Annotated in this window: 18 protein-coding genes; 6 read left to right on the top strand and 12 right to left on the bottom strand. The window is 70.7% G+C overall.

From position 1 onward, the window contains the following. Positions 1 to 160 precede the first annotated feature (160 nt). Positions 161 to 1,798, top strand: coding sequence for a beta-N-acetylhexosaminidase (locus ACFYX3_RS27430; protein WP_389018478.1), 1,638 nt, complete (start codon positions 161 to 163; stop codon positions 1,796 to 1,798). A gap of 219 nt (positions 1,799 to 2,017) precedes the next feature. On the opposite strand, the gene ACFYX3_RS27435 is transcribed toward ACFYX3_RS27430, so the two are convergent. From ACFYX3_RS27435 to ACFYX3_RS27455, 5 genes are all read right to left on the bottom strand, one after another. Then, the gene (locus tag ACFYX3_RS27435) at positions 2,018 to 3,787 is read right to left on the bottom strand and encodes an IucA/IucC family protein (protein ID WP_389018481.1); all 1,770 of its coding nucleotides are present in this window, start codon (positions 3,785 to 3,787) and stop codon (positions 2,018 to 2,020) included. Continuing rightward, positions 3,784 to 4,314 (bottom strand): GNAT family N-acetyltransferase, encoded by a 531-nt coding sequence (locus tag ACFYX3_RS27440; RefSeq protein WP_389018484.1) that lies wholly within the window; start codon positions 4,312 to 4,314, stop codon positions 3,784 to 3,786. Before ACFYX3_RS27440 ends, ACFYX3_RS27435 begins: the two co-directional genes overlap by 4 nt. Continuing rightward, positions 4,311 to 5,582, bottom strand: coding sequence for a lysine N(6)-hydroxylase/L-ornithine N(5)-oxygenase family protein (locus tag ACFYX3_RS27445; RefSeq protein ID WP_389018487.1), 1,272 nt, complete (start codon positions 5,580 to 5,582; stop codon positions 4,311 to 4,313). The genes ACFYX3_RS27440 and ACFYX3_RS27445 overlap by 4 nt, the downstream gene beginning before the upstream one ends. Further along, on the bottom strand, positions 5,563 to 7,008 hold the full coding sequence (locus tag ACFYX3_RS27450) for a pyridoxal phosphate-dependent decarboxylase family protein (protein ID WP_389018491.1): 1,446 nt from the start codon (positions 7,006 to 7,008) through the stop codon (positions 5,563 to 5,565). Before ACFYX3_RS27450 ends, ACFYX3_RS27445 begins: the two co-directional genes overlap by 20 nt. Positions 7,009 to 7,132: 124 nt before the next feature. Continuing rightward, positions 7,133 to 8,017: a siderophore-interacting protein gene (locus tag ACFYX3_RS27455; RefSeq protein ID WP_389018494.1), complete on the bottom strand. Its 885-nt coding sequence runs from the start codon at positions 8,015 to 8,017 to the stop codon at positions 7,133 to 7,135. Positions 8,018 to 8,162: 145 nt separating this feature from the next. Between ACFYX3_RS27455 and ACFYX3_RS27460 the strand changes: the two genes are divergently transcribed. The 3 genes from ACFYX3_RS27460 to ACFYX3_RS27470 are packed head-to-tail and all read left to right on the top strand — an operon-like array spanning position 8,163 to position 11,401. Continuing rightward, the gene (locus tag ACFYX3_RS27460; protein WP_389018497.1) at positions 8,163 to 10,361 is read left to right on the top strand and encodes a glycoside hydrolase domain-containing protein; all 2,199 of its coding nucleotides are present in this window, start codon (positions 8,163 to 8,165) and stop codon (positions 10,359 to 10,361) included. A gap of 30 nt (positions 10,362 to 10,391) precedes the next feature. Continuing rightward, positions 10,392 to 10,706: a hypothetical protein gene (locus ACFYX3_RS27465; protein ID WP_382658703.1), complete on the top strand. Its 315-nt coding sequence runs from the start codon at positions 10,392 to 10,394 to the stop codon at positions 10,704 to 10,706. A 26-nt stretch (positions 10,707 to 10,732) separates the two neighbouring features. Then, positions 10,733 to 11,401, top strand: a complete 669-nt coding sequence (locus tag ACFYX3_RS27470; RefSeq protein WP_389018500.1) for a hypothetical protein — start codon at positions 10,733 to 10,735, stop codon at positions 11,399 to 11,401. 75 nt (positions 11,402 to 11,476) lie between these two features. Here ACFYX3_RS27470 and ACFYX3_RS27475 read toward each other — a convergent pair whose 3' ends face one another. From ACFYX3_RS27475 to ACFYX3_RS27490, 4 genes are read right to left on the bottom strand one after another with little or no spacing between them, the layout of a single operon-like run. Beyond that, positions 11,477 to 12,637 (bottom strand): acyl-CoA dehydrogenase family protein, encoded by a 1,161-nt coding sequence (locus ACFYX3_RS27475; RefSeq protein WP_359510845.1) that lies wholly within the window; start codon positions 12,635 to 12,637, stop codon positions 11,477 to 11,479. 8 nt (positions 12,638 to 12,645) lie between these two features. After that, positions 12,646 to 13,578 (bottom strand): hydroxymethylglutaryl-CoA lyase, encoded by a 933-nt coding sequence (locus tag ACFYX3_RS27480; RefSeq protein WP_376584395.1) that lies wholly within the window; start codon positions 13,576 to 13,578, stop codon positions 12,646 to 12,648. Next, positions 13,575 to 15,503 (bottom strand): biotin carboxylase N-terminal domain-containing protein, encoded by a 1,929-nt coding sequence (locus ACFYX3_RS27485; RefSeq protein ID WP_389018505.1) that lies wholly within the window; start codon positions 15,501 to 15,503, stop codon positions 13,575 to 13,577. Before ACFYX3_RS27485 ends, ACFYX3_RS27480 begins: the two co-directional genes overlap by 4 nt. A gap of 14 nt (positions 15,504 to 15,517) precedes the next feature. After that, on the bottom strand, positions 15,518 to 17,125 hold the full coding sequence (locus ACFYX3_RS27490; protein ID WP_184929822.1) for a carboxyl transferase domain-containing protein: 1,608 nt from the start codon (positions 17,123 to 17,125) through the stop codon (positions 15,518 to 15,520). An 87-nt stretch (positions 17,126 to 17,212) separates the two neighbouring features. Here ACFYX3_RS27490 and ACFYX3_RS27495 point away from each other — a divergent pair, with 87 nt between their 5' ends. Next, complete coding sequence (locus ACFYX3_RS27495) at positions 17,213 to 17,800, top strand: TetR/AcrR family transcriptional regulator (protein ID WP_382658690.1); 588 nt, start codon at positions 17,213 to 17,215, stop codon at positions 17,798 to 17,800. 55 nt (positions 17,801 to 17,855) lie between these two features. Then, positions 17,856 to 18,629, top strand: coding sequence for a phosphatase (locus ACFYX3_RS27500; protein ID WP_382658688.1), 774 nt, complete (start codon positions 17,856 to 17,858; stop codon positions 18,627 to 18,629). Between the two features lie 6 nt (positions 18,630 to 18,635). On the opposite strand, the gene ACFYX3_RS27505 is transcribed toward ACFYX3_RS27500, so the two are convergent. The 3 genes from ACFYX3_RS27505 to ACFYX3_RS27515 are packed head-to-tail and all read right to left on the bottom strand — an operon-like array spanning position 18,636 to position 21,624. Next, positions 18,636 to 19,574, bottom strand: coding sequence for a cation diffusion facilitator family transporter (locus ACFYX3_RS27505; protein ID WP_389018508.1), 939 nt, complete (start codon positions 19,572 to 19,574; stop codon positions 18,636 to 18,638). 19 nt (positions 19,575 to 19,593) lie between these two features. After that, positions 19,594 to 20,466, bottom strand: coding sequence for an acyl-CoA thioesterase (locus ACFYX3_RS27510; RefSeq protein WP_389018511.1), 873 nt, complete (start codon positions 20,464 to 20,466; stop codon positions 19,594 to 19,596). Continuing rightward, positions 20,467 to 21,624 carry an acyl-CoA dehydrogenase family protein gene (locus ACFYX3_RS27515; RefSeq protein WP_382658685.1) on the bottom strand — a complete coding sequence of 386 codons (1,158 nt, stop codon included), beginning with the start codon at positions 21,622 to 21,624 and terminating at the stop codon, positions 20,467 to 20,469. It abuts the gene before it with no gap. Positions 21,625 to 21,662 lie beyond the last annotated feature (38 nt).

The following is a 21,662-nucleotide window of genomic DNA, read 5'->3' on the forward strand; positions in this document are numbered from 1 at the left end:
CGAATTCGGGCAAGCGGGCCATGGTTCGCCCGCCCTCCCGGCCCCTTGGTCCAGACCTTGACCCCGGGTGAGCGGAGCGGTACGCATGGCGACCGAGGGGATATACAGAACGACGGACGTGTCGATCACCCGAATCGATCACCTGAAGGGGAGCCAGCCTGTGAGCCAGCGTCGAACGATTCCGCGCCTGATCGGATCCCTGCTCCTGTTCGCCACCGCCGGAGTCGGCTGCGGAGAGGCCGCCGCCACCGCCGGCGCCGACGGCAAGGCGCCCGGCAGAGCCGCCGCCGAACCCGAGGTCCGCCCGCTCGGCCGCATCGTGCCCGTGCCCGCCTCCGTCACCCCCGAGGGCGAGCCCTACACCCTCACCCCCGCCACCCGCATCGGCATCGACGAGACCTCCCGCGAGTCCCGGGACCTCGGCCGCTACCTCGCCGGCCTCCTCCGCCCCGCCACCGGCTTCCCGCTGCCCGTCGTCGACGACCGCGCCGCCGGCCGCGGCATCCGCCTCCGCCTCGACCCCGAGGAGACCGCCCTCGGCGACGAGGGCTATCGGCTCGTCTCCACCCCCGACGGCCTCACCCTCACCGCCCGCGAACCCGCCGGCCTCTTCCGCGGCGTCCAGACCCTCCGCCAGCAGCTCCCCTCCGCCGTCGAGCGCAAGAGCGTCCAGCCGGGCCCCTGGAAGATCGCCGGCGGCACCGTCACCGACACCCCGCGCTACGCCTACCGGGGCGCCATGCTCGACGTCGCCCGCCACTTCTTCACCGTCGACGAGGTGAAGCGGTACATCGACCAGCTCGCCCTCTACAAGGTCAACACCCTCCACCTCCACCTCTCCGACGACCAGGGCTGGCGCATCGCCGTCGACTCCTGGCCCCGGCTCACCACCCACGGCGGCTCCACCGAGGTCGGCGGCGGCTCCGGCGGCTTCTACACCAAGGCCCAGTACCGGGAGATCGTCGAGTACGCCGCCTCCCGCTACCAGGAGGTGATCCCCGAGATCGACATGCCGGGCCACACCAACGCGGCCCTCGCCTCCTACGCCGACCTGACCTGCGACGGCGTCGCCCCGCCCCTCTACACCGGCACCAAGGTCGGCTTCAGCTCCCTGTGCGTGCCCAAGCCCGTCACGTACGACTTCGTGGACGACGTGATCCGCGAGATCGCCGCGCTCACCCCGGGCCGCTACCTCCACATCGGCGGCGACGAGGCCCACTCCACGAGCCACGCCGACTACGTGGCCTTCATGGACAAGGTGCAGCCGATCGTCGCCAAGTACGGCAAGACCGTCGTCGGCTGGCACCAGCTGACCGGCGCGACCCCCGCGAAGGGCGCACTCGTCCAGTACTGGGGCCTCGACCGCACGCCGGCGGAGGAGAAGGAGCGCGTCGCGGCAGCCGCCCGCAACGGCACCGGCCTGATCCTGTCGCCCGCCGACCGCACGTACCTCGACATGAAGTACACGAAGGAGACCCCGCTGGGCCTGGCCTGGGCGGGCTACGTCGAGGTCCAGCGCTCGTACGACTGGAACCCGGCCACCTACCTCCCCGGCGCCCCGGAGAGCGCCGTCCGCGGCGTCGAGGCCCCCCTCTGGACCGAGACCCTCGCCTCGACCGGCGACCTCGACGTCATGGCCTTCCCCCGCCTCCCCGGCATCGCCGAACTCGGCTGGTCACCGGCGGCGAGCCACGACTGGGACACCTACAAGGTCCGCCTCGCGGAACAGGCCCCCCGCCTGGACGCCCTCGGCATCACGTACCACCGCTCACCGCAGGTGCCCTGGCCGGCGGAGTGACCGACGCGAGGAAGCGGGCACCGGCCCGTGCCCGCCGCTCTCGACGAGGCGGTACGTCACGCCGTTCCCGGTGATCTCGCCATCGTCGCAGCCCGGATCGGCGCGGAAGACGGGGGACTCGCCGCCCTGGCGGGGGTGGTCCTTCGCGCGGGCTGATCACGGACAGATGCGAGCCCCGGCGGAGGACCGTACTCCGCCGGGGCTCGCACGTATTCGGGGTCAGGCGAACCGTGCGATCGGGTTCACCAGGTCGCCGACCAGCTGGAGGGCCGCCGACGGGTCCGCCAGGTCCACCATCTGCTTGTTGTTGCGGAGCTGGAGGCGGTTGAGGGCGGAGAGGGCGAAGGTCTCCGCGAACAGGTCGTACCGCGCGAACTTCTCCGCCAGTTCCGGCTTCGACCGCTGGTAGTCACGTACGCACTCGGCGACCGTGCGCCAGAAGTCGTCCTCGGGCAACGTGCCCTCCGCCGCCAGCGTCGCGCTCAGGAAGCGGAAGAAGCAGTCGAAGACGTCCGTGAAGACGGAGAGGACCTTCATGTCCTCCGGGACCTCCGCGCGGATGCGTTCCACCGCCGGCGGGAGGACCGCCGTCGGGTCCATCACGCAGATCTCCTCCGCGATGTCCTTGAAGACCGCCCGGTCCACCGCGCCCCGCTCGTCCAGCACCAGGATCACGTTCTCGCCGTGCGGCATGTACACCAGGTCGTACGCGTAGAAGCTGTGCAGGACCGGGAGGAGGTACGCGTCCAGGTAGCGGCGCAGCCACGCCGCCGGCTCCTCGCCCGACTCCTTGATCAGCGCGCCCGCGAACGACGCGCCCGTGTGGTCCAGGTGCAGCAGGGACGCCATCGTCGCCAGGCGCTCGCCCTCCGCCAGGCGCGGCACCGGGGACTCGCGCCACAGGGCCGCCAGCATCTTCCGGTACGGCGAGTAGCGGTCCGTCGCGGCCTCGTACTCCAGGTGCCGGTAGCCGATCGCCGCCCGCTCGCGGATGATCGAGAAGCGCGCCGCCCCGAAGACCTCGTCGGAGTCGATGAGCTGCGCCAGCCAGTCGTTGATCGCCGGCGTGGCCTCCATGTACGCCGCCGAAAGCCCCCGCATGAAGCCCATGTTGAGGACCGAGAGGGCCGTCTTCACGTAGTGCTTGGCCGGGTCCGTCGTGTTGAAGAAGGTGCGGATCGACTGCTGCGCCAGGTACGTGTCGTCGCCCTCGCCCAGGTACACCAGGCGTTCCTGCGCCACCTCGGCGGCGAAGGTGACGGACAGCTTGTTCCACCACTGCCAGGGGTGGGCCGGGATGAGGAGGTAGTCCGACAGGTCCAGGCCCCGGGCCGCGAGGGTCGCCGCGAAGGCGTCCACCGTCGCCTCGCCCAGTTCCGCGCGGATGAAACCGTCGTACTCGACGTCCGCCCCGGCCGTGAACGTCGCGCGGTCGCGGTGGGCCGCGAGCCAGATCAGGTGGATCCCGCTCGCGGCCTCGGGGGCGTAGGCCCGGTACTCGTCGACGCCGAAGCCCAGCCGGCCGTTGTTGGCGACGAAGCAGGGGTGGCCCTCGGTCATCCCGGTCTCGATCGCCTGGAAGCCGGCGCGGGCCAGCTCGGCGGAGGTCACGGGCGGCTTGGTCGCCTTGTAGGCCGTTCCGGCCAGGGTGGAGGAGATCTCCTCCAGGTAGACCGGGAGGATCTCGTCGCTCAGACCGAGGGACGAGCGCAGTTCGATGATGAACTGGAGGGCGTCCAGAGGGAGTTGTTCGTCCCCCCGGTGGCGGCTGATCGAGTCCGGGTACACCTGCCAGTGGTCGAGCGCGAAGCGGTCGGCGGTGAAGCGGTACTCGGTCGTGCCGTCGTCGCTGAGGACCTGGTAGCGGCTCTCGCCCAGCTCCTTCGGGTCGAGCAGCCGCTCGTGGGCGAATTCGGCGAGGCCCTTGCGGATCAGGGCCCGGTTGGCGGCGGCCCAGCGCTCGGGGGTGAGGTGTGCGACGGGATTCATATGGACGCTCCCACGGCGGTCTCGAACTGGGCGCGGGTGCAGAAGCTCAGCAGGGCCTTCTTCTCCGGCTTCCGGATCTCCCGCTCGGGCACGAAGCCGACGGCCTCGTTGAGCGCGTGCACCGCCTTGTTGCGGACGTCCGGCTCGACGACCACGCGGGCGGTCGCCGGGTCGGCGAACAGTTCCGCCATGACGGCGGTGATGACCGTACGCGTGAAGCCGTGGACCGGGGTGTCGGTCGGTGCGACCAGGAAGTGCATGCCCACGTCGCCGGGCTGCGGCTCGTACAGCCCGACCAGCTCGACCTGCGCGGGGTCGTACCGCTCCATCAGGAAGGCCGGCTCGCCGTCGACGAGGCCGATGAAGGCGTCGTGGTGCGGGTGCGCGGCGATCGCCATGTACTCGCGCTCGACGTCCTGGAGCTTCGCGTCCTGCATCATCCAGAACGCGGCCTTGGGGTGGGTGACCCAGGGGTGGATCAGCTCGGCGTCCGCGAGGGGGTCGAGCGGGCGGATGTCGATGCTCATACGGCGAACTCCTGGAACGCGATGGTCTTCTCTACCGGGTAGTACTCCGACCCCAGCATCTCCCCGATGATGTACGCGTTGCGGTACGGGCCCATCCCCAGGTCCGGCGAGGTGATCGAGTGCGTGTGCACGCCGGCGTTCTGGAGGAAGATCCCGCGGCCGGTGGTGTCGATCGCGTAGTTGCGGGCCACGTCGAAGCGGCCCCGGCCGTCGAAGCGGATGCGGTCCTCGACCGGCTCCAGGAAGGCCGGGACGGTGTACTTGTAGCCGGTCGCGAGGATCAGGCCCTCGGTCTCGACCGTGAAGTCCTTCTCCTGCTCCTCCTGGCGGAAGCCGAGCGTGTACGTGCCCGTCGTGGAGTCGTACGCGGCCGAGTCCAGCGACGAGTTGGTGAGCAGGCGCGTGGGGACCGGTCCGTCGAGGTTCTTCTGGTAGAGCAGGTCGAAGATCGCGTCGATGAGCTCGCCGTCGATGCCCTTGAAGAGGCCCTTCTGCTCCGTCTCCAGGCGGTAGCGGGTCTGCTCGGGCAGGCCGTGGAAGTAGTCCACGTACTCCGGGGAGGTCATCTCCAGGGTGAGCTTGGTGTATTCGAGGGGGAAGAAGCGGGGGGAGCGGGTCACCCAGTTCAGACGGTAGCCGTGGACGTCGATCTCGCTCAGGAGGTCGTAGTAGATCTCGGCGGCGCTCTGGCCGCTGCCGACCAGGGTGATCGACTTCTTCTTCTGGAGCTCCTCCTTGTGCGGGAGGTAGCGCGAGTTGTGGATGAGGTCGCCGCCGAGGCCCTCGCAGGTCTCCGGAACGTACGGCGGGGTGCCGGTGCCGAGGACGATCCGCTGCGAACGGAACGTTTCTCCGGAGGTCGTGGTCACCACGTAGAGCTCTTCCGCCGCGTCGTACGCGACCGAGGCGACCGTCGTCGAGAAGCGGATCGACGTCAGTTTCGCGGCCGCCCAGCGGCAGTAGTCGTCGTACTCGGTCCGCAGCGGGTAGAAGTTCTCGCGGATGTAGAACGAGTACAGCCGGCCCTTCTCCTTCAGGTAGTTGAGGAAGGAGTACGGCGAGGTCGGGTCCGCGAGGGTGACCAGGTCCGACATGAACGGGGTCTGCAGGTGGGCGCCTTCGAGGAACATCCCCGAGTGCCACTCGAAGTCCGGCTTCGACTCCAGGAAGACGCCGTTCAGTTCGGCGATCGGCTCGGTCAGGCAGGCGAGTCCGAGGTTGAACGGACCGAGCCCGATGCCGATGAAATCAAGAGGCTGCGTGGACAAGGGTCTCTCCCAGGTACTGCTCGGCGTGGCCGGCGATGAGGTCGAGGACTGCGGCGATGTCGGCCGGCGTCGTCTCGGGGTTGAGCAGGGTGAACTTGAGGTACTGGCGGCCGCCGACCTTGGTGGCGGCGACGACGGCCTCGCCGGAGGCGAAGAGCGCCTTGCGGGCGTGGAGGTTGGCCCGGTCGATCTCGGCGGGGGAGGTGACGGCCTCCGGGACGTAGCGGTAGACGAGGGTGGAGAGCTGCGGCTCGACCACGACGTCGTAGCGGGGGTCGGCGGCGAGCAGCTCGAAGCCCTCCCGCGCCAGGTCGCAGACCTCGTCGAAGAGCTCTCCGATGCCGTCGGCGCCCATCACGCGCAGGGTCATCCACAGCTTGAGCGCGTCGAAGCGGCGGGTGGTCTGGAGGGACTTGTCGACCTGGTTGGGGATCTGCTCGGCCAGTGTCCGGCGCGGGTTGAGGTAGTCCGCGTGGTACGTCGCGTGGCGCAGGGTGGCTCCGTCGCGGACCAGGACGGCGGAGGAACTCACCGGCTGGAAGAAGGACTTGTGGTAGTCGACGGTGACCGAGTCGGCGCGCTCGATGCCGTCCAGGAGGTGGCGGCGGGTCCGGGAGACGAGCAGTCCGCAGCCGTACGCGGCGTCGACGTGCATCCAGGCGCCGTACTCGGCGGCCAGGGCGGCGATCTCGGGCAGCGGGTCGATGGAGCCGAAGTCGGTGGTGCCGGCGGTGGCGACGATCGCCATCGGGATCAGGCCCTCGGCGCGGCAGGCCTCCAGCTCGGCGGCGAGGACGACGGACTGCATCCGCTTGTTCCGGTCGACGGGGACGGAGACGACGGCGTCGCGGCCGAGGCCGAGCAGCCGGGCCGACTTCTGGACGCTGAAGTGGCTGCACTCGGAGGAGAAGATCCGCAGCTTCGACAGGTCGGTGGTGCCGGCCTCCTCGCGGGCGAGGAGCAGCGCCTGGAGGTTGGACTGCGTGCCGCCGCTGGTGAAGACGCCGTCGGCGAGCGGGCCGAGGCCGATCCGGCCGGCGGTCCAGTCGATCAGTTTCCGCTCGATGAGGGTGCCGCCGGCGCTCTGGTCCCAGGTGTCGAGCGAGGAGTTGACGGCCGAGAGGACGGCCTCGCCGAGGACGGCGGGGATGACCACGGGGCAGTTGAGGTGCCCGAGGTACCGGGGGTGGTGGAAGTAGACGGCGTCGCGGAGGTAGACGCTCTCCAGCTCGTCGAGGGCGGCGGAGGGGTCGCCGAGCGGCCGGTCGAGGTCGACGGCGTCGACGGCGGGTGCCAGGTCGGCGGGCGTGACGCCGGTGAACGGGCCCCGCGTCGTGGCGAGTTTCCTCGCCACCCGCTCCACTCCTTCGGTGACGGAGCGCCGGTAGCTCTCCGCCGTCGTGTCGTTGAGCAGATGGGAACGCATGTGGGGGCCCTTCCGGGAGCGGACTCGGTTCGGCTTAAGTAAGGTTAGCCTAACCTAATTTTGACCACGGAAAAGCCCCCCGACTCCGATGGGTCGAGGGGCGGTCGGCGAATGGCCGGAAACCTCAGACGTCTGCCTGCGTCTCGTCCGTGTCCTCCGGCACCTCGCGCAGGGCGTCCTCCGACAGGCCCTTGCGCCAGTAGCCGACGAACGTGACCCGGCGGCGGTCGAGCCCCCGCTCCCGTACGAAGTGGCGGCGCAGCGCCTTCACCGAGGCGGACTCGCCCGCGATCCACACGTACGGGTTCTCGCCGGGCAGTTCGGCGCCCGCGACGGCCTCGACGCCGGACGGCGCCCCCTCCTCCCGTACGAGCCAGGTGACCGTCGCGTCCGCCTCGGTCGCGAGCTCCGTCCGGTCGCCGGAGTACGGCACTTCGAGGAACACCCGGGCGCGGGTCTCGGCCGGCAGCCACTCCAGGATCGCGGAGGCGGCGGGCAGGGCGGTCTCGTCGGCCCAGATCAGCACGGAGTCGGCGTCCTCGGGCAGCTGGAAGCGGACGCCCGTGTTGGCGGCGACCGCCGGGCCCAGGACCACGACCCGGTCACCGGGCTCGGCGCGGCCGGCCCAGCGGCAGGCGGGGCCGACGCCCGCCGGGCCGGCGGCTGATGTCTCCGCGTGGAGCGCGAAGTCGATGTCGACCTCGTTCACGGGCTCGGTGCGCTGCTCGCGGACGGTGTACGAGCGCATCACGGCCCGCTCGTCGGCGGGCATCGCGCGCCAGGCGCCCAGGATCGCGTACATGTCGGGGTCGTCGAGCGGCGGCAGGACGGGCGCCTCCTGGCCGGGGTGCGGCAGGAAGAGGGAGAGCGACTGGTCGCGGCCCCCGGTGGCGAAGTCCTTCAAGTCCTCCCCGGTGAAGGTGACCCGGACCAGGGACGGGCCGAGGCGCCGCGTCCGGTCGACCCGGAGGGAGAAGAACTGGAAGGGGGCGGTCTCGGCGTGAGTCATGGAAAGGAAGGTTAGCCTAACCTCATATTGATCACTAGTGGATCATCCGGCTAAGGTTCGGCTGTTTCGGGAGAGGTGGGGGCTCCTCGTTTAGGCGACGGCGTGAAGCCTCTCCGCGTGCGTTGCCTTAGAACGAAGGAGATTCATGGCTGACGCGATGGTCGAGAGGGCCCAGCGCTTCATCAACTCGACCTACAACAACGGGGCGATGCTGGGCATATCCAAGCTGGAGGAGGACGGCAAGACCGGCTGGACGGTCATGTACGCCCTCACCCGGGCCCTCCAGTACGAGATGGGCCTCACCAGCCTGTCGAATTCCTTCGGCCCCACCACGCTGTCCACGCTGCAGTCGAAGTACCCGAGCCTCAACGCCTCGACGATGCCCTCGGCGAACTTCTGCCGCATCATCCAGTCCGCCCTGTACTGCAAGGGCTACGACGGCGGCGAGATCGACGGCACCTACAACAGCCGGGTGCAGAGCGCCGTGGCGCAGCTCAAGCTCCACATGGGCGTGGACGGCGCCTACCCGGGCACGTCCCTGGAGCCGAAGGTCGTCAAGGCCCTGCTCACCATGGACGCGTACGTCAGCACCGCCGGCGCCAACGAGCAGATCCGCACCGTCCAGCGGTGGCTGAACGCCCGGTACGTGAACCGCCGGGACTTCTACATCATCCCCTGCGACGGCCACCACTCCCGCGACGTCGCGAAGTCCATGCTGTTCGCCATCCAGTACGAGCTGGGCATGGCCGACGGCGTCGCCAACGGCAACTTCGGCCCCGGCACCCAGTCCGGCCTGAAGTCCCACACCGTCGGCCAGGGCAACAGCAGCACCTGGGCGTACCTGTTCACGGCCGCCATGGTCCTCAACAAGCGCAACGTCCTCTTCGGCGAGTTCACCGGCGGGGTCCAGAGCGAGGTCGAGACCTTCCAGGCCTTCTCCATGCTGCCGGTCACCGGAGTCGGCGACTACTCGACCTGGTCCTCGCTGCTCGTCTCGTACGGCGACCAGACCCGCAAGGGCAGCGCCTGCGACTGCGTCACCAAGATCACGCCGGAGCGCGCCCAGACCCTCGTCAACGCGGGTTACACGTACGTCGGCCGGTACCTCTACAACCCCTCGAAGACCAGCCTGCCGGAGAAGCAGATCCAGCCGGGCGAGCTGGAGACGATCAAGAACTACGGGCTGCGCTGCTTCCCGATCTACCAGACGTTCTCCGACTCGGCGAGCTACTTCAAGTACGGCCAGGGCTGCGTCGACGCGTCCAACGCCGTCGAATGGGCCCGGGCGCACGGCTTCAAGCCGGGCTCGATCATCTACTTCGCCGTCGACTACGACGCCATGGACGGCGAGGTCACCGACTTCATCCTCCCGCACTTCCGCGGCATCTCCCGTACCGTCAGCGAGAACTCGGGCTACCGGGTCGGCGTCTACGGCCCCCGCAACATCTGCCAGCGCGTCACCGACGCCGGGTACGCCGAGACCGCCTTCGTCTCCGACATGTCGGCCGGCTTCTCCGGAAACCTCGGCTACCCGCTGCCGACGAAGTGGGCCTTCGACCAGATCTCCACGATCACGGTCGGCTCCGGCACCGGTGCGATCAACATCGACAACGACATGGCCTCCGGCCGGGACCAGGGCCAGAACGACTTCTACCCGCCGGCGGGCATCGTCTCCGGCCTGGACAAGGACTTCGACAAGACCAAGTACCGGGCGTCCATGCTCGCGGACGTCCAGTCCTACCTCACCTCCATCGGCGTCCCGGAGACGGGCGGCGAGGGCTGGACCGCGGACGGCGACTGGGTCACCTACGGGATCAACACCACCACCGAGGCCTTCGACGCGGTCCTCAGCTACGACTGGCTGTTCACCAACCTCGCCAGGACGCTCAAGGTCCGCAAGGCGCTCATCCAGGCCCCAGTCCTGTGGGAGCTGCGCAAGCTGAACCCGCTCGACGCCGTCTCCGACACGGCCGTGGCGGCCGGCCTGAGGGAGGACTGCAGCACGGGCTGGGGCCAGATCTTCGCCTGGGTGACCATCGAGGCCCGGAACTACTGCATCCAGCAGGGCCTCCTCAACGCGAGCCCGCTGACCAGCGCCGACAAGAAGGCGGTCTGGGACCAGCTCCAGGACCCCGAGTACAACATCCGCTCCGTCGCGTACCTCACGATGTACAACTCCTACCAGCTGAGCATCCCCTCGCCGTCGCTGACCACCAGCCTCGCCGACACGCAGGCGCTGCTGGCCCGGTACAACGGCACCGGCAGCGACGCGCAGAAGTACGGACAGGAGCTCGTCGGCCTCTACCAGGTCCTGGAGAACTACAACGCGCTCTGCCGCGTCTAGCGGCCCCCACCGATCGCGAAGAATGTGCACATGAGGAAGCTGCTCGTGCCGGCCGGGGTGAACCTGCTGCTCGGCGTGCCGGGAATCGTTCCGTACTTCCTGGTCTGGTACGTCCTGGCCAACGGGCCGCTCGCCGCCCTCGGGTGGACTGAGCGGGACCCGAACGAGAACGACGGCATGTGGCTGTGGCTGGTCATCGTGGTACCGGTCGTCGGGATCTACGGCCTCGTCTGGGGCCTGGTGAACGTGCGCCTGCGGCGCCGGAGACCCGTCCCGAGGTCCGTGTACTGGTCGGTGTGCGCGGTGGCTTCCCTGGCGCCCTTCCTGGCGATCGGGCTGTTCTGAGAAGACTTGAGAGGAGAACGAAGCACATGCAGCAGAAGATGACGCGGCGTACGGTCGTGCGGACCGCCGCCGTCGTGGGCGCGGCCGCCGCCCTCGGCCCGGTCCTGTCCGCCACCGCCACGGCCGCGCCGGGCACGGGAGCCGGCACGGGGGCCGCCACGGCCGCCGTCGCGGGCACCCGGAAGCCCAAGCGCCCGGCGACGTCCGCCAACGGCTGGACGATCCAGGCCAACGTCGACCGCGACTCCCAGGTGTGGACGCGCTCGGTGTCCGGCACCGGCCTTGACGTGCCGGTGTGGATCGGCGACGTCGAGACCGTCCTGCTCCACGTGGTGCGCCGCTTCCACTACGAGGTGGAGGAGCTCCACGCCGGGGACCTCGTCGGCTGGCGCCCCGCCAAGGAGGTGCGCCGCCGCCACCCGGAGTCGAACCTCGCGTCCGGAACGGCGGTGCGGATCCGCCCGGGCATCGGGGCGACGCAGGGCTCCCTGTTCCCGCTCCAGCTCGACACCGTCCGCGCCATCCTCGCGGAGTGCGACGGTGTGGTCCGGTGGGGCGGTGACGACAAGCCGGTGGACGAGTCCCTGTTCTACATCGCCGTGGGCCCGCTGGACACGCGGCTCGTGGACCTCGCGGCCCGGATCCGGGAGTGGAACGCCACGCCCGGCCAGGGCGCCGGAGTGACGGCCGGCTAGCAGGCACAACCAGCAGGCACAAGGAAGGGGCGCGCGGCTCGGGCCGCGCGCCCCTTCTCTCTCCTGCGCGTCCCGTCAGGCGGGCAGGCCGAGCTCGCGGGCGATCAGCATCCGCTGGACCTCGCTGGTGCCCTCGCCGATCTCCAGGATCTTCGAGTCGCGCCACATGCGGGCCACCGGGTACTCGTTCATGAAGCCGTAGCCGCCGTGGATCTGGGTCGCCTCGCGGGCGTTGTCCACGGCCACCGTGGAGGAGTACAGCTTCGCGATCGCCGCCTCCTTCTTGAACGACTCGCCGAGCACGAGCCGCGAGGCCGCGTCCCGCCAGCCGATCCGGGCCATGTGGGCCTTCATCTCCATGTCGGCGATCTTGAACTGGACGGCCTGGTAGGTGCTGATCGGCGAGCCGAAGGCGTGACGTTCCTTCGCGTACTTCACCGACTCGTCCACACAGCCCTGCGCGAGACCCGTCGCGAGCGCCGCGATCGCGACCCGGCCCTCGTCCAGGATCCGCAGGAACTGCGCGTACCCGCGGCCCTCCTCGCCGAGCAGGTTCTCCACCGGGACACGGACGTCGTCGAAGGAGAGCTCACGGGTGTCCGAGGCGTTCCAGCCGACCTTCGAGTACGGGGCGGCGACCGTGAAGCCCGGGGTGCCGGACGGGACGATGATCGAGGAGATCAGCGGACGGCCGTCGGGCTTGCGGCCGGTGACCGCCGTGACCGTCACCAGACCCGTGATGTCCGTACCGGAGTTGGTGATGAAGCACTTCGAGCCGTTGATGACCCAGTGGTCACCGTCGCGGACGGCGGTGGTGCGGGTGCCGCCCGCGTCGCTGCCCGCCCCCGGCTCGGTCAGGCCGAACGCGCCGAGCATCTCGCCGGCGCACAGCTTCGGCAGCCACTCGCGCTTCTGCTCCTCCGTACCGAAGCGGTAGACCGGCATGGCGCCGAGCGAGACGCCGGCCTCCAGGGTGATGGCCACGGAGGAGTCGACGCGGGCCAGCTCCTCCAGGGCGATCCCGAGGGCCAGGTAGTCGCCGCCCATGCCGCCGTACTCCTCGGGGAACGGCAGCCCGAACAGGCCCATGCGGCCCATCTCGCGGACGATCTCGTACGGGAACTCGTGCCGCTCGTAGTAGTCGCCGATCTTCGGCGCCACGACGTCGTGGGCGAACTCCTCGACGGTACGGCGGAGTTCCTCGTGCTCTTCGGTGAGCCGGTGGTCGAGGGACATGTCTTTCGTCACTCCTTGTGGGAGAGGGCGCGGACGGTACGGGAGGGGCTGGGCCGGCCCAGCTGTTCGGCCATCCACACGCTCGTGGCGGTGAGGGCGGCCAGATCGACCCCGGTCTCGATGCCGAGGCCGTCGAGCATCCACACGAGGTCCTCGGTGGCGAGATTGCCGGTCGCGCTCTTCGCGTACGGGCATCCGCCGAGGCCGCCCGCGGAGGCGTCGACGGTGGTCACCCCGTGCCGCAGGGCGGCCAGGGTGTTGGACAGGGCCTGCCCGTACGTGTCGTGGAAGTGCACGGCGATACGGGAGGTGGGGACGCCGGCCTCGTTCAGGGCGGTCAGCAGCGCCTGGACATGGCCCGGCGTCGCGACGCCGATGGTGTCCCCGAGGCTCAGCTCGTCGCAGCCCATGTCGGCGAGGGCCTTGGTGACCCGCACGACCTGCTCGACGGGGACGGCGCCCTCCCAGGGATCGCCGAAGCACATCGACAGATAGCCGCGCACCTTGAGCCCGGACTCTATGGCCCGGGTGACGGTCGGCTCGAACATCGCGAGCGCCTCGTCGACGGTCCGGTTCAGATTGGCCTTCGCGAAGGACTCGGTCGCCGAGGCGAACACGGCGACCTCGCGGGCGCCGAGCGCGAGGGCCCGGTCGAGCCCGCGCTCGTTCGGCACGAGCACGGGGAGCCGGACGGGGAGGTCCCGAACCCGCGGGAACAGTTCCTCCGCGTCGGCGAGCTGCGGCACCCACTTCGGGTGCACGAAGCTCGTCGCCTCGACGGTCGTCAGACCGGCGGCGGCGAGCCGCCGCACGAACTCGGCCTTCACGTCGGTCGGGACGGCCGTCTTCTCGTTCTGCAGCCCGTCCCGGGCACCGACCTCGTGGATCCGCACCCGGGCGGGCAGGGCGGGGTCCGACACGGTCATCGGCAGTCCGCTCATGCCGCTTCCTCCTCCTCACGGGGCGTGACCACGGCCAGGATCTGGTCCATGGCGACGGTGGTGCCGGGCGTGACGTCCAGCTCGGTGACGGTGCCGGCGTGCGGGGCGGAGATGACGTGCTCCATCTTCATCGCCTCGACGACGAGCAGGCTCTGCCCGGCCTCCACCTCGTCCCCGACGGCCACCTTCACGACGGTGACGGTCCCGGGCATGGGCGCGGCGAGCGTGTCGGCCCCTCCGTGCCGGGCCCCGGAGAGGGCGGCCTCGACGGGGTCGTGATCCAGGACGTGCCAGGAGTCGCCGTCACGGCCCAACCAGGCCGCGGCGCGGTGGAAGGTGTGGGTCATGCCGTCCGCGGTGACCGTCACCGCGGTGTCCGTGACCCGGGCCCGGTCCGGCGCCTCGACCGTGACGGGTTCGAGTCCCGGTACCCGGAACGGGAAGGCGAGCGGCTTCGGGGCGCCGCCGAGGCGCCACCCGTTCGGCACGTCGAACGGGTCCGTCCAGCCGCCCCGGGGCGCCGGGGCCAGCTCGGCGCGCCGTACGGCCGCGGCCGCCGCGTACACCTCGTCCGGGACGCCCTGCGGCACCAGGCTCTCCGCGTCCCGCTCCACCAACCCCGTGTCCAGCTCTCCCGACACCACGTCCGGGTGGGCCAGGAGGCGGCGGAGGAAGCCCGCGTTCGTCGGGACGCCCAGGGTGACCAGGTCGGCGAGGGCCGCGCGGAGCTTGCGGAGGGCCGTCGGGCGGTCGGCCGCGTGGACGATGACCTTCGACAGCATCGGGTCGTAGAGGGACGAGACCTCCGTGCCCTCCGAGAGGCCCGAGTCCGTGCGGACGCCGTTGCCCTGCGGCTCGTTCAGGGCGAGGACCGTGCCACCCGAGGGCAGGAAGCCCCGGGACGGGTCCTCCGCGCAGATGCGGGCCTCGATCGCCCAGCCGTCCAGGCGGATGTCGTCCTGCGCGAACGGCAGCGCCTCGCCCGCCGCGACCCGCAGCTGCCACTCCACCAGGTCCAGGCCCGTGATGAGCTCCGTGACCGGGTGCTCGACCTGGAGACGGGTGTTCATCTCCATGAAGTAGTACGCGGAGGGGTCCACGCCCGGGACGATGAACTCGACCGTGCCCGCGCCGACGTAGCCGCAGGACCGGGCCGCCTCGACCGCCGCCGCGCCCATCGCCGCGCGGGTCGCCTCGTCGAGGAGGACGCTCGGCGCCTCCTCGATGATCTTCTGGTGGCGCCGCTGGAGCGAGCACTCGCGCTCGCCGAGGTGCACCACGTTCCCGTGGGTGTCCGCCAGGACCTGGATCTCGATGTGCCGGGGCCGGTCGATCCACCGCTCCACGAGCAGCGTGTCGTCGCCGAAGGACGCCCGCGCCTCCCGGCGGGCCGCCGCGATCTCCTCGTCCAGGACCGCCAGGTCCCGCACGAGGCGCATGCCCTTGCCGCCGCCGCCCGCGCTGGGCTTCAGCAGGACGGGCGCGCCCAGTTCACGGGCCGCGGCGGCGATCTCCGGGTCGGCCGCGCCGGGCACGACGGGGACGCCCGCCGCCTTCACGGTCTCCTTCGCCCGGATCTTGTCGCCCATGAGGGCGATCGCCTCGGCGGAGGGCCCGATGAAGACGAGGCCCGCGTCCGCGCAGGCCTGCGCGAAGCCCGCGTTCTCCGCGAGGAAGCCGTACCCGGGGTGGACGGCCTGCGCCCCGGTCCGCTTCGCCGCGTCGAGCAGCGCCGGGACGGACAGGTACGACTCGGCGGCCGGCGGCGGACCGATCCGTACCGCCGTGTCCGCCTCCCGTACGTGCCGGGCGTCGGCGTCCGCGTCGCTGTAGACGGCCACCGAGCGCACGCCCATCTCCCGCAGGGTGCGGATGACGCGGACGGCGATCTCGCCCCGGTTGGCCACAAGGACGGTGTCGAACATTCTCCGAGTACCCCTCACATCCGGAAGACGCCGAACTGGGGGTCACCCAGGGGCGCGTTGGCACAGGCGGTCAGGGCGAGGCCGAGGACCTGCCGGGTCTCCATCGGGTCGATGACCCCGTCGTCCCACAGCCGGGCACTCGCGTAGTAGGCGCTGCCCTGCGTCTCGTACTGCTCGCGGATCGGGGCCTTGAAGGCCTCTTCCTCCTCGGCGCTCCATCCGTCGCCGAGCTGGTCGCGCTTGACGGTCGCGAGGACGGACGCGGCCTGCTCGCCGCCCATGACCGAGATCTTGGCGTTGGGCCACATCCACAGGAAGCGGGGGGAGTACGCCCGGCCGCACATCGAGTAGTTGCCCGCGCCGTACGAACCGCCGACGACGACCGTCAGCTTCGGCACCCGGGTGGTGGCCACGGCCGTGACCATCTTGGCGCCGTGCTTGGCGATGCCGCCGTGCTCGTACGCCTTGCCGACCATGAAGCCGGTGATGTTCTGCAGGAAGACGAGCGGGATCCCGCGCTGGTCGCACAGCTCGATGAAGTGCGCGCCCTTCTGGGCGGACTCGGCGAACAGGATGCCGTTGTTGGCGACGATGCCCACCGGGTGGCCGTGGATCCGGGCGAAGCCGGTGACCAGCGTCTGCCCGTACTCGGACTTGAACTCCTGGAAGCGGGAGCCGTCCACGACCCGGGCGATCACCTCGCGCACGTCGTACGGGGTGCGGGAGTCCACCGGCACCGCGCCGTACAGACCGTACGGGTCGACCTTCGGCTCCTCGGCCGGCTCGACCTTCCAGGGCAGCGGGCCGCGCTCGGGGAGCGTGGCGACGATGTTCCGGACGATGCGCAGCGCGTGCGCGTCGTCCTCGGCGAGGTGGTCGGTGACGCCGGAGATCCGCGAGTGGACCTCGCCGCCGCCGAGCTCCTCGGCCGTCACGACCTCGCCGGTCGCCGCCTTCACCAGCGGCGGACCGCCCAGGAAGATCGTGCCCTGGTTCCGCACGATCACGGCCTCGTCGCTCATCGCCGGGACGTACGCGCCGCCGGCCGTGCACGAGCCCATGACGGCCGCGATCTGCGGGATGCCGGCGCCGGACATGCGGGCCTGGTTGTAGAAGATCCGGCCGAAGTGCTCCCGGTCGGGGAAGACCTCGTCCTGCATCGGCAGGAAGGCGCCGCCCGAGTCGACCAGGTAGAGGCAGGGGAGACGATTCTCCAGCGCCACCTCCTGCGCCCGCAGGTGCTTCTTCACCGTCATCGGGTAGTACGTGCCGCCCTTGACGGTCGCGTCGTTCGCGACGATCACGCACTCGCGCCCGGAGACCCGGCCGATGCCCGCGATGACGCCGGCCGCCGGGGCCTGGTCGCCGTACATCCCGTTCGCCGCCAGCGGGGCCAGCTCCAGGAACGGCGAGCCCGGGTCGAGCAGCGTGTCCACCCGGTCCCGGGGCAGCAGCTTGCCGCGCGCGGTGTGCCGGGCCCTGGACTTCTCGCCGCCGCCCAGGGCGGCGGCCGCGAGCTTGGCGCGCAGGGTCGCGGCCAGCTCGTGATGGGCCGCCTCGTTGGCCTGCCAGGCCGGCGAGGCGGGATCCGCCGCACTCGACAGCACAGGTGCCTGCTGCATCGACCGATCTCCCTTGTCCGGTTAATGAGCGTTAACGTACGACGTCAAGGTTAACGACCGCTAACCGGGTTGTCTAGAATCGAATCCATGACCACGAGCCCCACCCGGACGGACGCCCCGACGCGACGCGAGCAGATCCTCAAGGAAGCCGCCCGCCTCTTCGCCGAGCGCGGCTTCCACGGCGTCGGCGTGGACGAGATAGGGGCCGCCGTCGGCATCAGCGGCCCCGGCCTCTACCGCCACTTCCCCGGGAAGGACGCGATGCTCGCCGAGCTGCTCGTCGGCATCAGCGAGCGGCTGCTCGACGGGGGACGGCTGCGGGCCGAGGAGTCCGACGGGGACGCGCGCGCCCTGCTCGGCTCCCTCATCGACGGACACATCGACTTCGCCCTCGACGACCGGCCGCTGATCACCCTCCACGACCGCGAGCTCGACCGGCTCAAGGACGAGGACCGCAAGCGGGTGCGGCAGCTCCAGCGGCAGTACGTCGAACTGTGGGTCGCGGTCGTCCGCGAGCTGTACCCCGACGCGGGGGAGTCGGAGTCCCGCACGGCCGTCCACGCGGTCTTCGGCCTCCTGAACTCCACCCCGCACCTGGCGGCGCTCGGCCGCGGCCCCATGGAGGACCTGCTGCGGCGCCTGGCGCACGGGGCGTTCGGCGCGCTGGGCGCGTAGTCCAGAGCTCGGAATAGTTGTCCTCGGCGTCCGGGGCTCCGCCAGAATGATCCCCATGCCGATACTCAGCCGCCCCGCCCTCGTCGAGCACCTCGTCCGCACCCGGATCGCGGGAGACGTCGCCACCCCGCGCGACAACAACCTCTCCCACTACCGCAAGCTCGCCAACGGCGACCGGCACTACTGGCTGGGCCTCGAACTCGGCGACCGCTGGACCGACGAGCAGGACGTGCTCGCCGTCATGGCCGAGCGGTGCGGGGTCGTCGACGACCCCGCCCACCGGATCGGCCAGGACACCATCGACCCGGAACTCACCGTCGACGGCCTCGACCGGATGGCCGCCCGCCTCCGCAAGGCCGCCGCGGGCCGCGAGCGGGTCCTCTTCGCGACCGGGCACCCCGGCTCGCTCATCGACGTCCACAGCCGGGTCGCCGCCGCGCTGCGGGCCCAGGGCTGCGACATCGTGCGGATCCCCGGCGGGCTCGTCGCCGACGAGGGGTACGTCGTGCAGTTCGCCGACGTCGCCGTCTTCGAACGCGGCGCGAGCCTGTGGCACACGCACTCCCCGGAGCCGATGAACGCGATCCTCGACGCGCTCGGGGAGCCCGGCCGCCCGGACCTGGTGATCGCGGACCACGGCTGGGCGGGCCGCGCGGGCCAGCGGGGCATCGACTCCGTCGGCTACGCCGACTGCAACGACCCCGCCCTCTTCCTCGGCGAGGCCGAGGGCACGATGCAGGTCACGATCCCCCTGGACGACCACGTCCTGGACCCGCGCTTCTACGAACCGCTGACGGAGTACACGCTGAACGCGGCGGGGCTCGCCTGAGCCCCGTCAGGGGGCGGTCCGGCGCTGTTCCACGCCCGGTGTCGGGTCCAGGTACACGCGGCGGATCGACGGGAAGCGCTCCCTGAGCTGCGACTCCGCGTCCTCGCACGCCCATTCCACCTGCTCCGCCGACGCCACGTCGCGGAAGTCGATCTTCGCTGCGATCAGGACCTCCCCGGGGCCCTGGATCAGGGTGATCAGGTCGAGGACGCCGATGACGTGGGGGACGGAGAGGAGCTCCTCGCGGATCTCGGAGCGCATCGCGCGCGGTACCGGGCGGCCGACGAGGAGTTCGGCGTTGGAGCGGCCGAGTACCCAGGCCACGTACACGAGCAGGACGCCGATGAGGATCGACGCGACGCCGTCCCAGACGCCGGAGCCGGTGATCTGGCCGCCCAGGAGGCCGCCCGCCGCCAGCAGGAGGCCGACCAGGGCCGCCGAGTCCTCCATGACCACCGCCTTGACGGTGGTGTCGGCGGTCAGGCGCAGGTACCGGGCGAAGGGGGTCTTCATGCGGTCCGCCTCCGCCCTGACCTGCCGCACACCCGTCCGGAGCGAGAAGGCCTCCAGGACGAAGGCGATGCCGAGGACGACGTACGAGACCGTCGGGTCGCCGAGCTCCTCGCCGTGGGTGAGCGTGTGGACGCCGTCGTAGATCGAGAAGACCGCGCCGCCCACGAAGGTGGCGACCGCCGCCAGCATCGCCCAGACGTAGCGCTCGCCCGCGTATCCGACGGGATGGTCCTCGTCGGCCGGCTTCTCGCTCCGTTTGAGGGCGGTGAGCAGCATCGCCTCGGTGACGGTGTCGGCGACCGAGTGGGCGGCCTCCGAGAGCATGGCGCTGGAGCCGCTGACGATGCCCGCGACGGCCTTGGCGACGGCGATCCCGAGGTTCGCCGCCGCCGCCACGATCACCGTGAAGGTGCTCTCTCCCTGTTCCGCCATGCCCGGACGGTATGTCCGGTCATCGGCGCGGGATGCGAACGACACCCTCCTGGATGACGGAGATCGCCAGGCGCCCGTCCTGCGTGTAGATCCGGGCCTGGCCGAGGCCGCGCCCGCCGGACGCGGTCGGCGACTCCTGGTCGTACAGGAGCCATTCGTCGGCCCGGAAGGGGCGGTGGAACCACATGGCGTGGTCCAGCGAGGCCCCCACGACATCGCCGACGGCCCAGCCGCCCCGCCCGTGGGCGAGGAGGACCGAGTCGAGCAGCGTCATGTCGGAGACGTACGTGGCCAGGACGACGTGCAGGAGCGGGTCGTCGGCCAGCTTGCCGTTCGTACGGAACCACACCTGGGAGCGCGGTTCGCGCGGCTCTCCGACCGTCCCCCACGGGGGCGTCTCCGCATAGCGCAGATCCACCGCCGCGCGGGACTCGATCAGCCGGTCCGCGACCTCGCGGGGGAGGTGGCGGGGGAGCATCTCGGCCGGCGTCTCCAGTGACTCCGGGTCCGGGGCGGGCGGCATCTCCACCTGGTGGTCGAGCCCCTCCTCGTACGTCTGGAAGGACGCCGCGAGGTGGAAGATCGGCCGGCCGTGCTGGACCGCGACCACCCGGCGGGTGGTGAAGGAGCGGCCGTCGCGGATCCGGTCGACGTTGTAGACGATCGGCGCGCCCGGGTCGCCGGCGCGCAGGAAGTACGCGTGCAGCGAGTGGGCGAGCCGGTCCTCGGGGACGGTCCGGCCCGCCGCCACCAGCGCCTGGGCGGCCACCTGGCCGCCGAAGACGCGGGGGACGATCGAGGGCCGGGACTCGCCCCGGAAGATGTCCTGCTCGATCCGCTCCAGGTCGAGGAGATCGAGCAGGTCATCCAGAGCCGTGTGAGCGTCGGGCACTTACAGGCCCATCGACTTGGCGATGATCGACTTCATGATCTCGCTGGTGCCGCCGTAGATGCGGTTGACGCGGTTGTCGGCGTACAGACGGGCGATCGGGTACTCGTTCATGTAGCCGTAGCCGCCGTGCAGCTGGAGGCAGCGGTCGATGACGCGGTGCGCGACCTCGGTGCAGAAGAGCTTGGCGGAGGCGGCCTCGGCCGGGGTCAGCTCGCCCGCGTCGAGGGCCTCCAGGGCGCGGTCGGCGACGGCCTCGGCGGCGTCGACCTCGGCCTGGCAGGCGGCCAGCTCGAACTTGGTGTTCTGGAAGGAGGCGACCGGCTTGCCGAAGACCGTGCGGTCCGTGACGTACTGCTGGGCGAAGCGGATGGCGGCCTTGGCCTGGGCGTAGGCGCCGAAGGCGATGCCCCAGCGCTCGGAGGCCAGGTTGTGGCCGAGGTAGGAGAAGCCCTTGCCCTCCTCGCCCATCAGGTCCTCGACGGGGACCTTGACGTCGACGAACGCGAGCTCGGCGGTGTCGGAGGTGCGCAGGCCCAGCTTGTCCAGCTTGCGGCCGATGGAGTAGCCCTCGGACTTGGTGTCGACGGCGAAGAGGGAGATGCCGAAGCGGCGGTCCTCGGCCGACGGGGCGGAGGTGCGCGCGCAGACGATCACGCGGTCGGCGTGGACGCCGCCGGTGATGAAGGTCTTGGCGCCGTTGAGGACGTAGTGCGTGCCGTCCTCGGAGAGCTTGGCGGTGGTCTTCATGCCCGCGACGTCGGAGCCGGTGCCCGGCTCGGTCATGGCGAGCGCCCACATCTCCTCGCCGGTGACGAACTTCGGCAGGAAGCGCTTCTTCTGCTCGTCGGTGGCGAGCATCTTGATGTACGGCAGGGCGAGCAGCACGTGGACGCCGGAGCCGCCGAACTGGACGCCGGCGCGCGAGGTCTCCTCGTACAGGACGGCCTCGAACTTGTGGGTGTCCAGGCCCGCGCCGCCGAACTCCTCGGGGACGTTGATGCCGAAGATGCCGAGCTCACCGAGCTTGTCGTAGAACTCGCGCGGCGCCTGGCCCGCGGCGAACCACTCGTCGTAGACGGGGACGACCTCGGCCTCGATGAAGGCGCGGATGGTCTCCCGGAACGCCTCGTGGTCCTCGTTGAATACGGTACGGCGCACGAGCCGCCTCCTTGTCGCTGCCGGTTGTCTAAGCGCTT

The sequence above is a fragment of the Streptomyces sp. NPDC002463 genome, assembly GCF_042889835.1.
Taxonomy (GTDB): domain Bacteria; phylum Actinomycetota; class Actinomycetes; order Streptomycetales; family Streptomycetaceae; genus Streptomyces; species Streptomyces nymphaeiformis.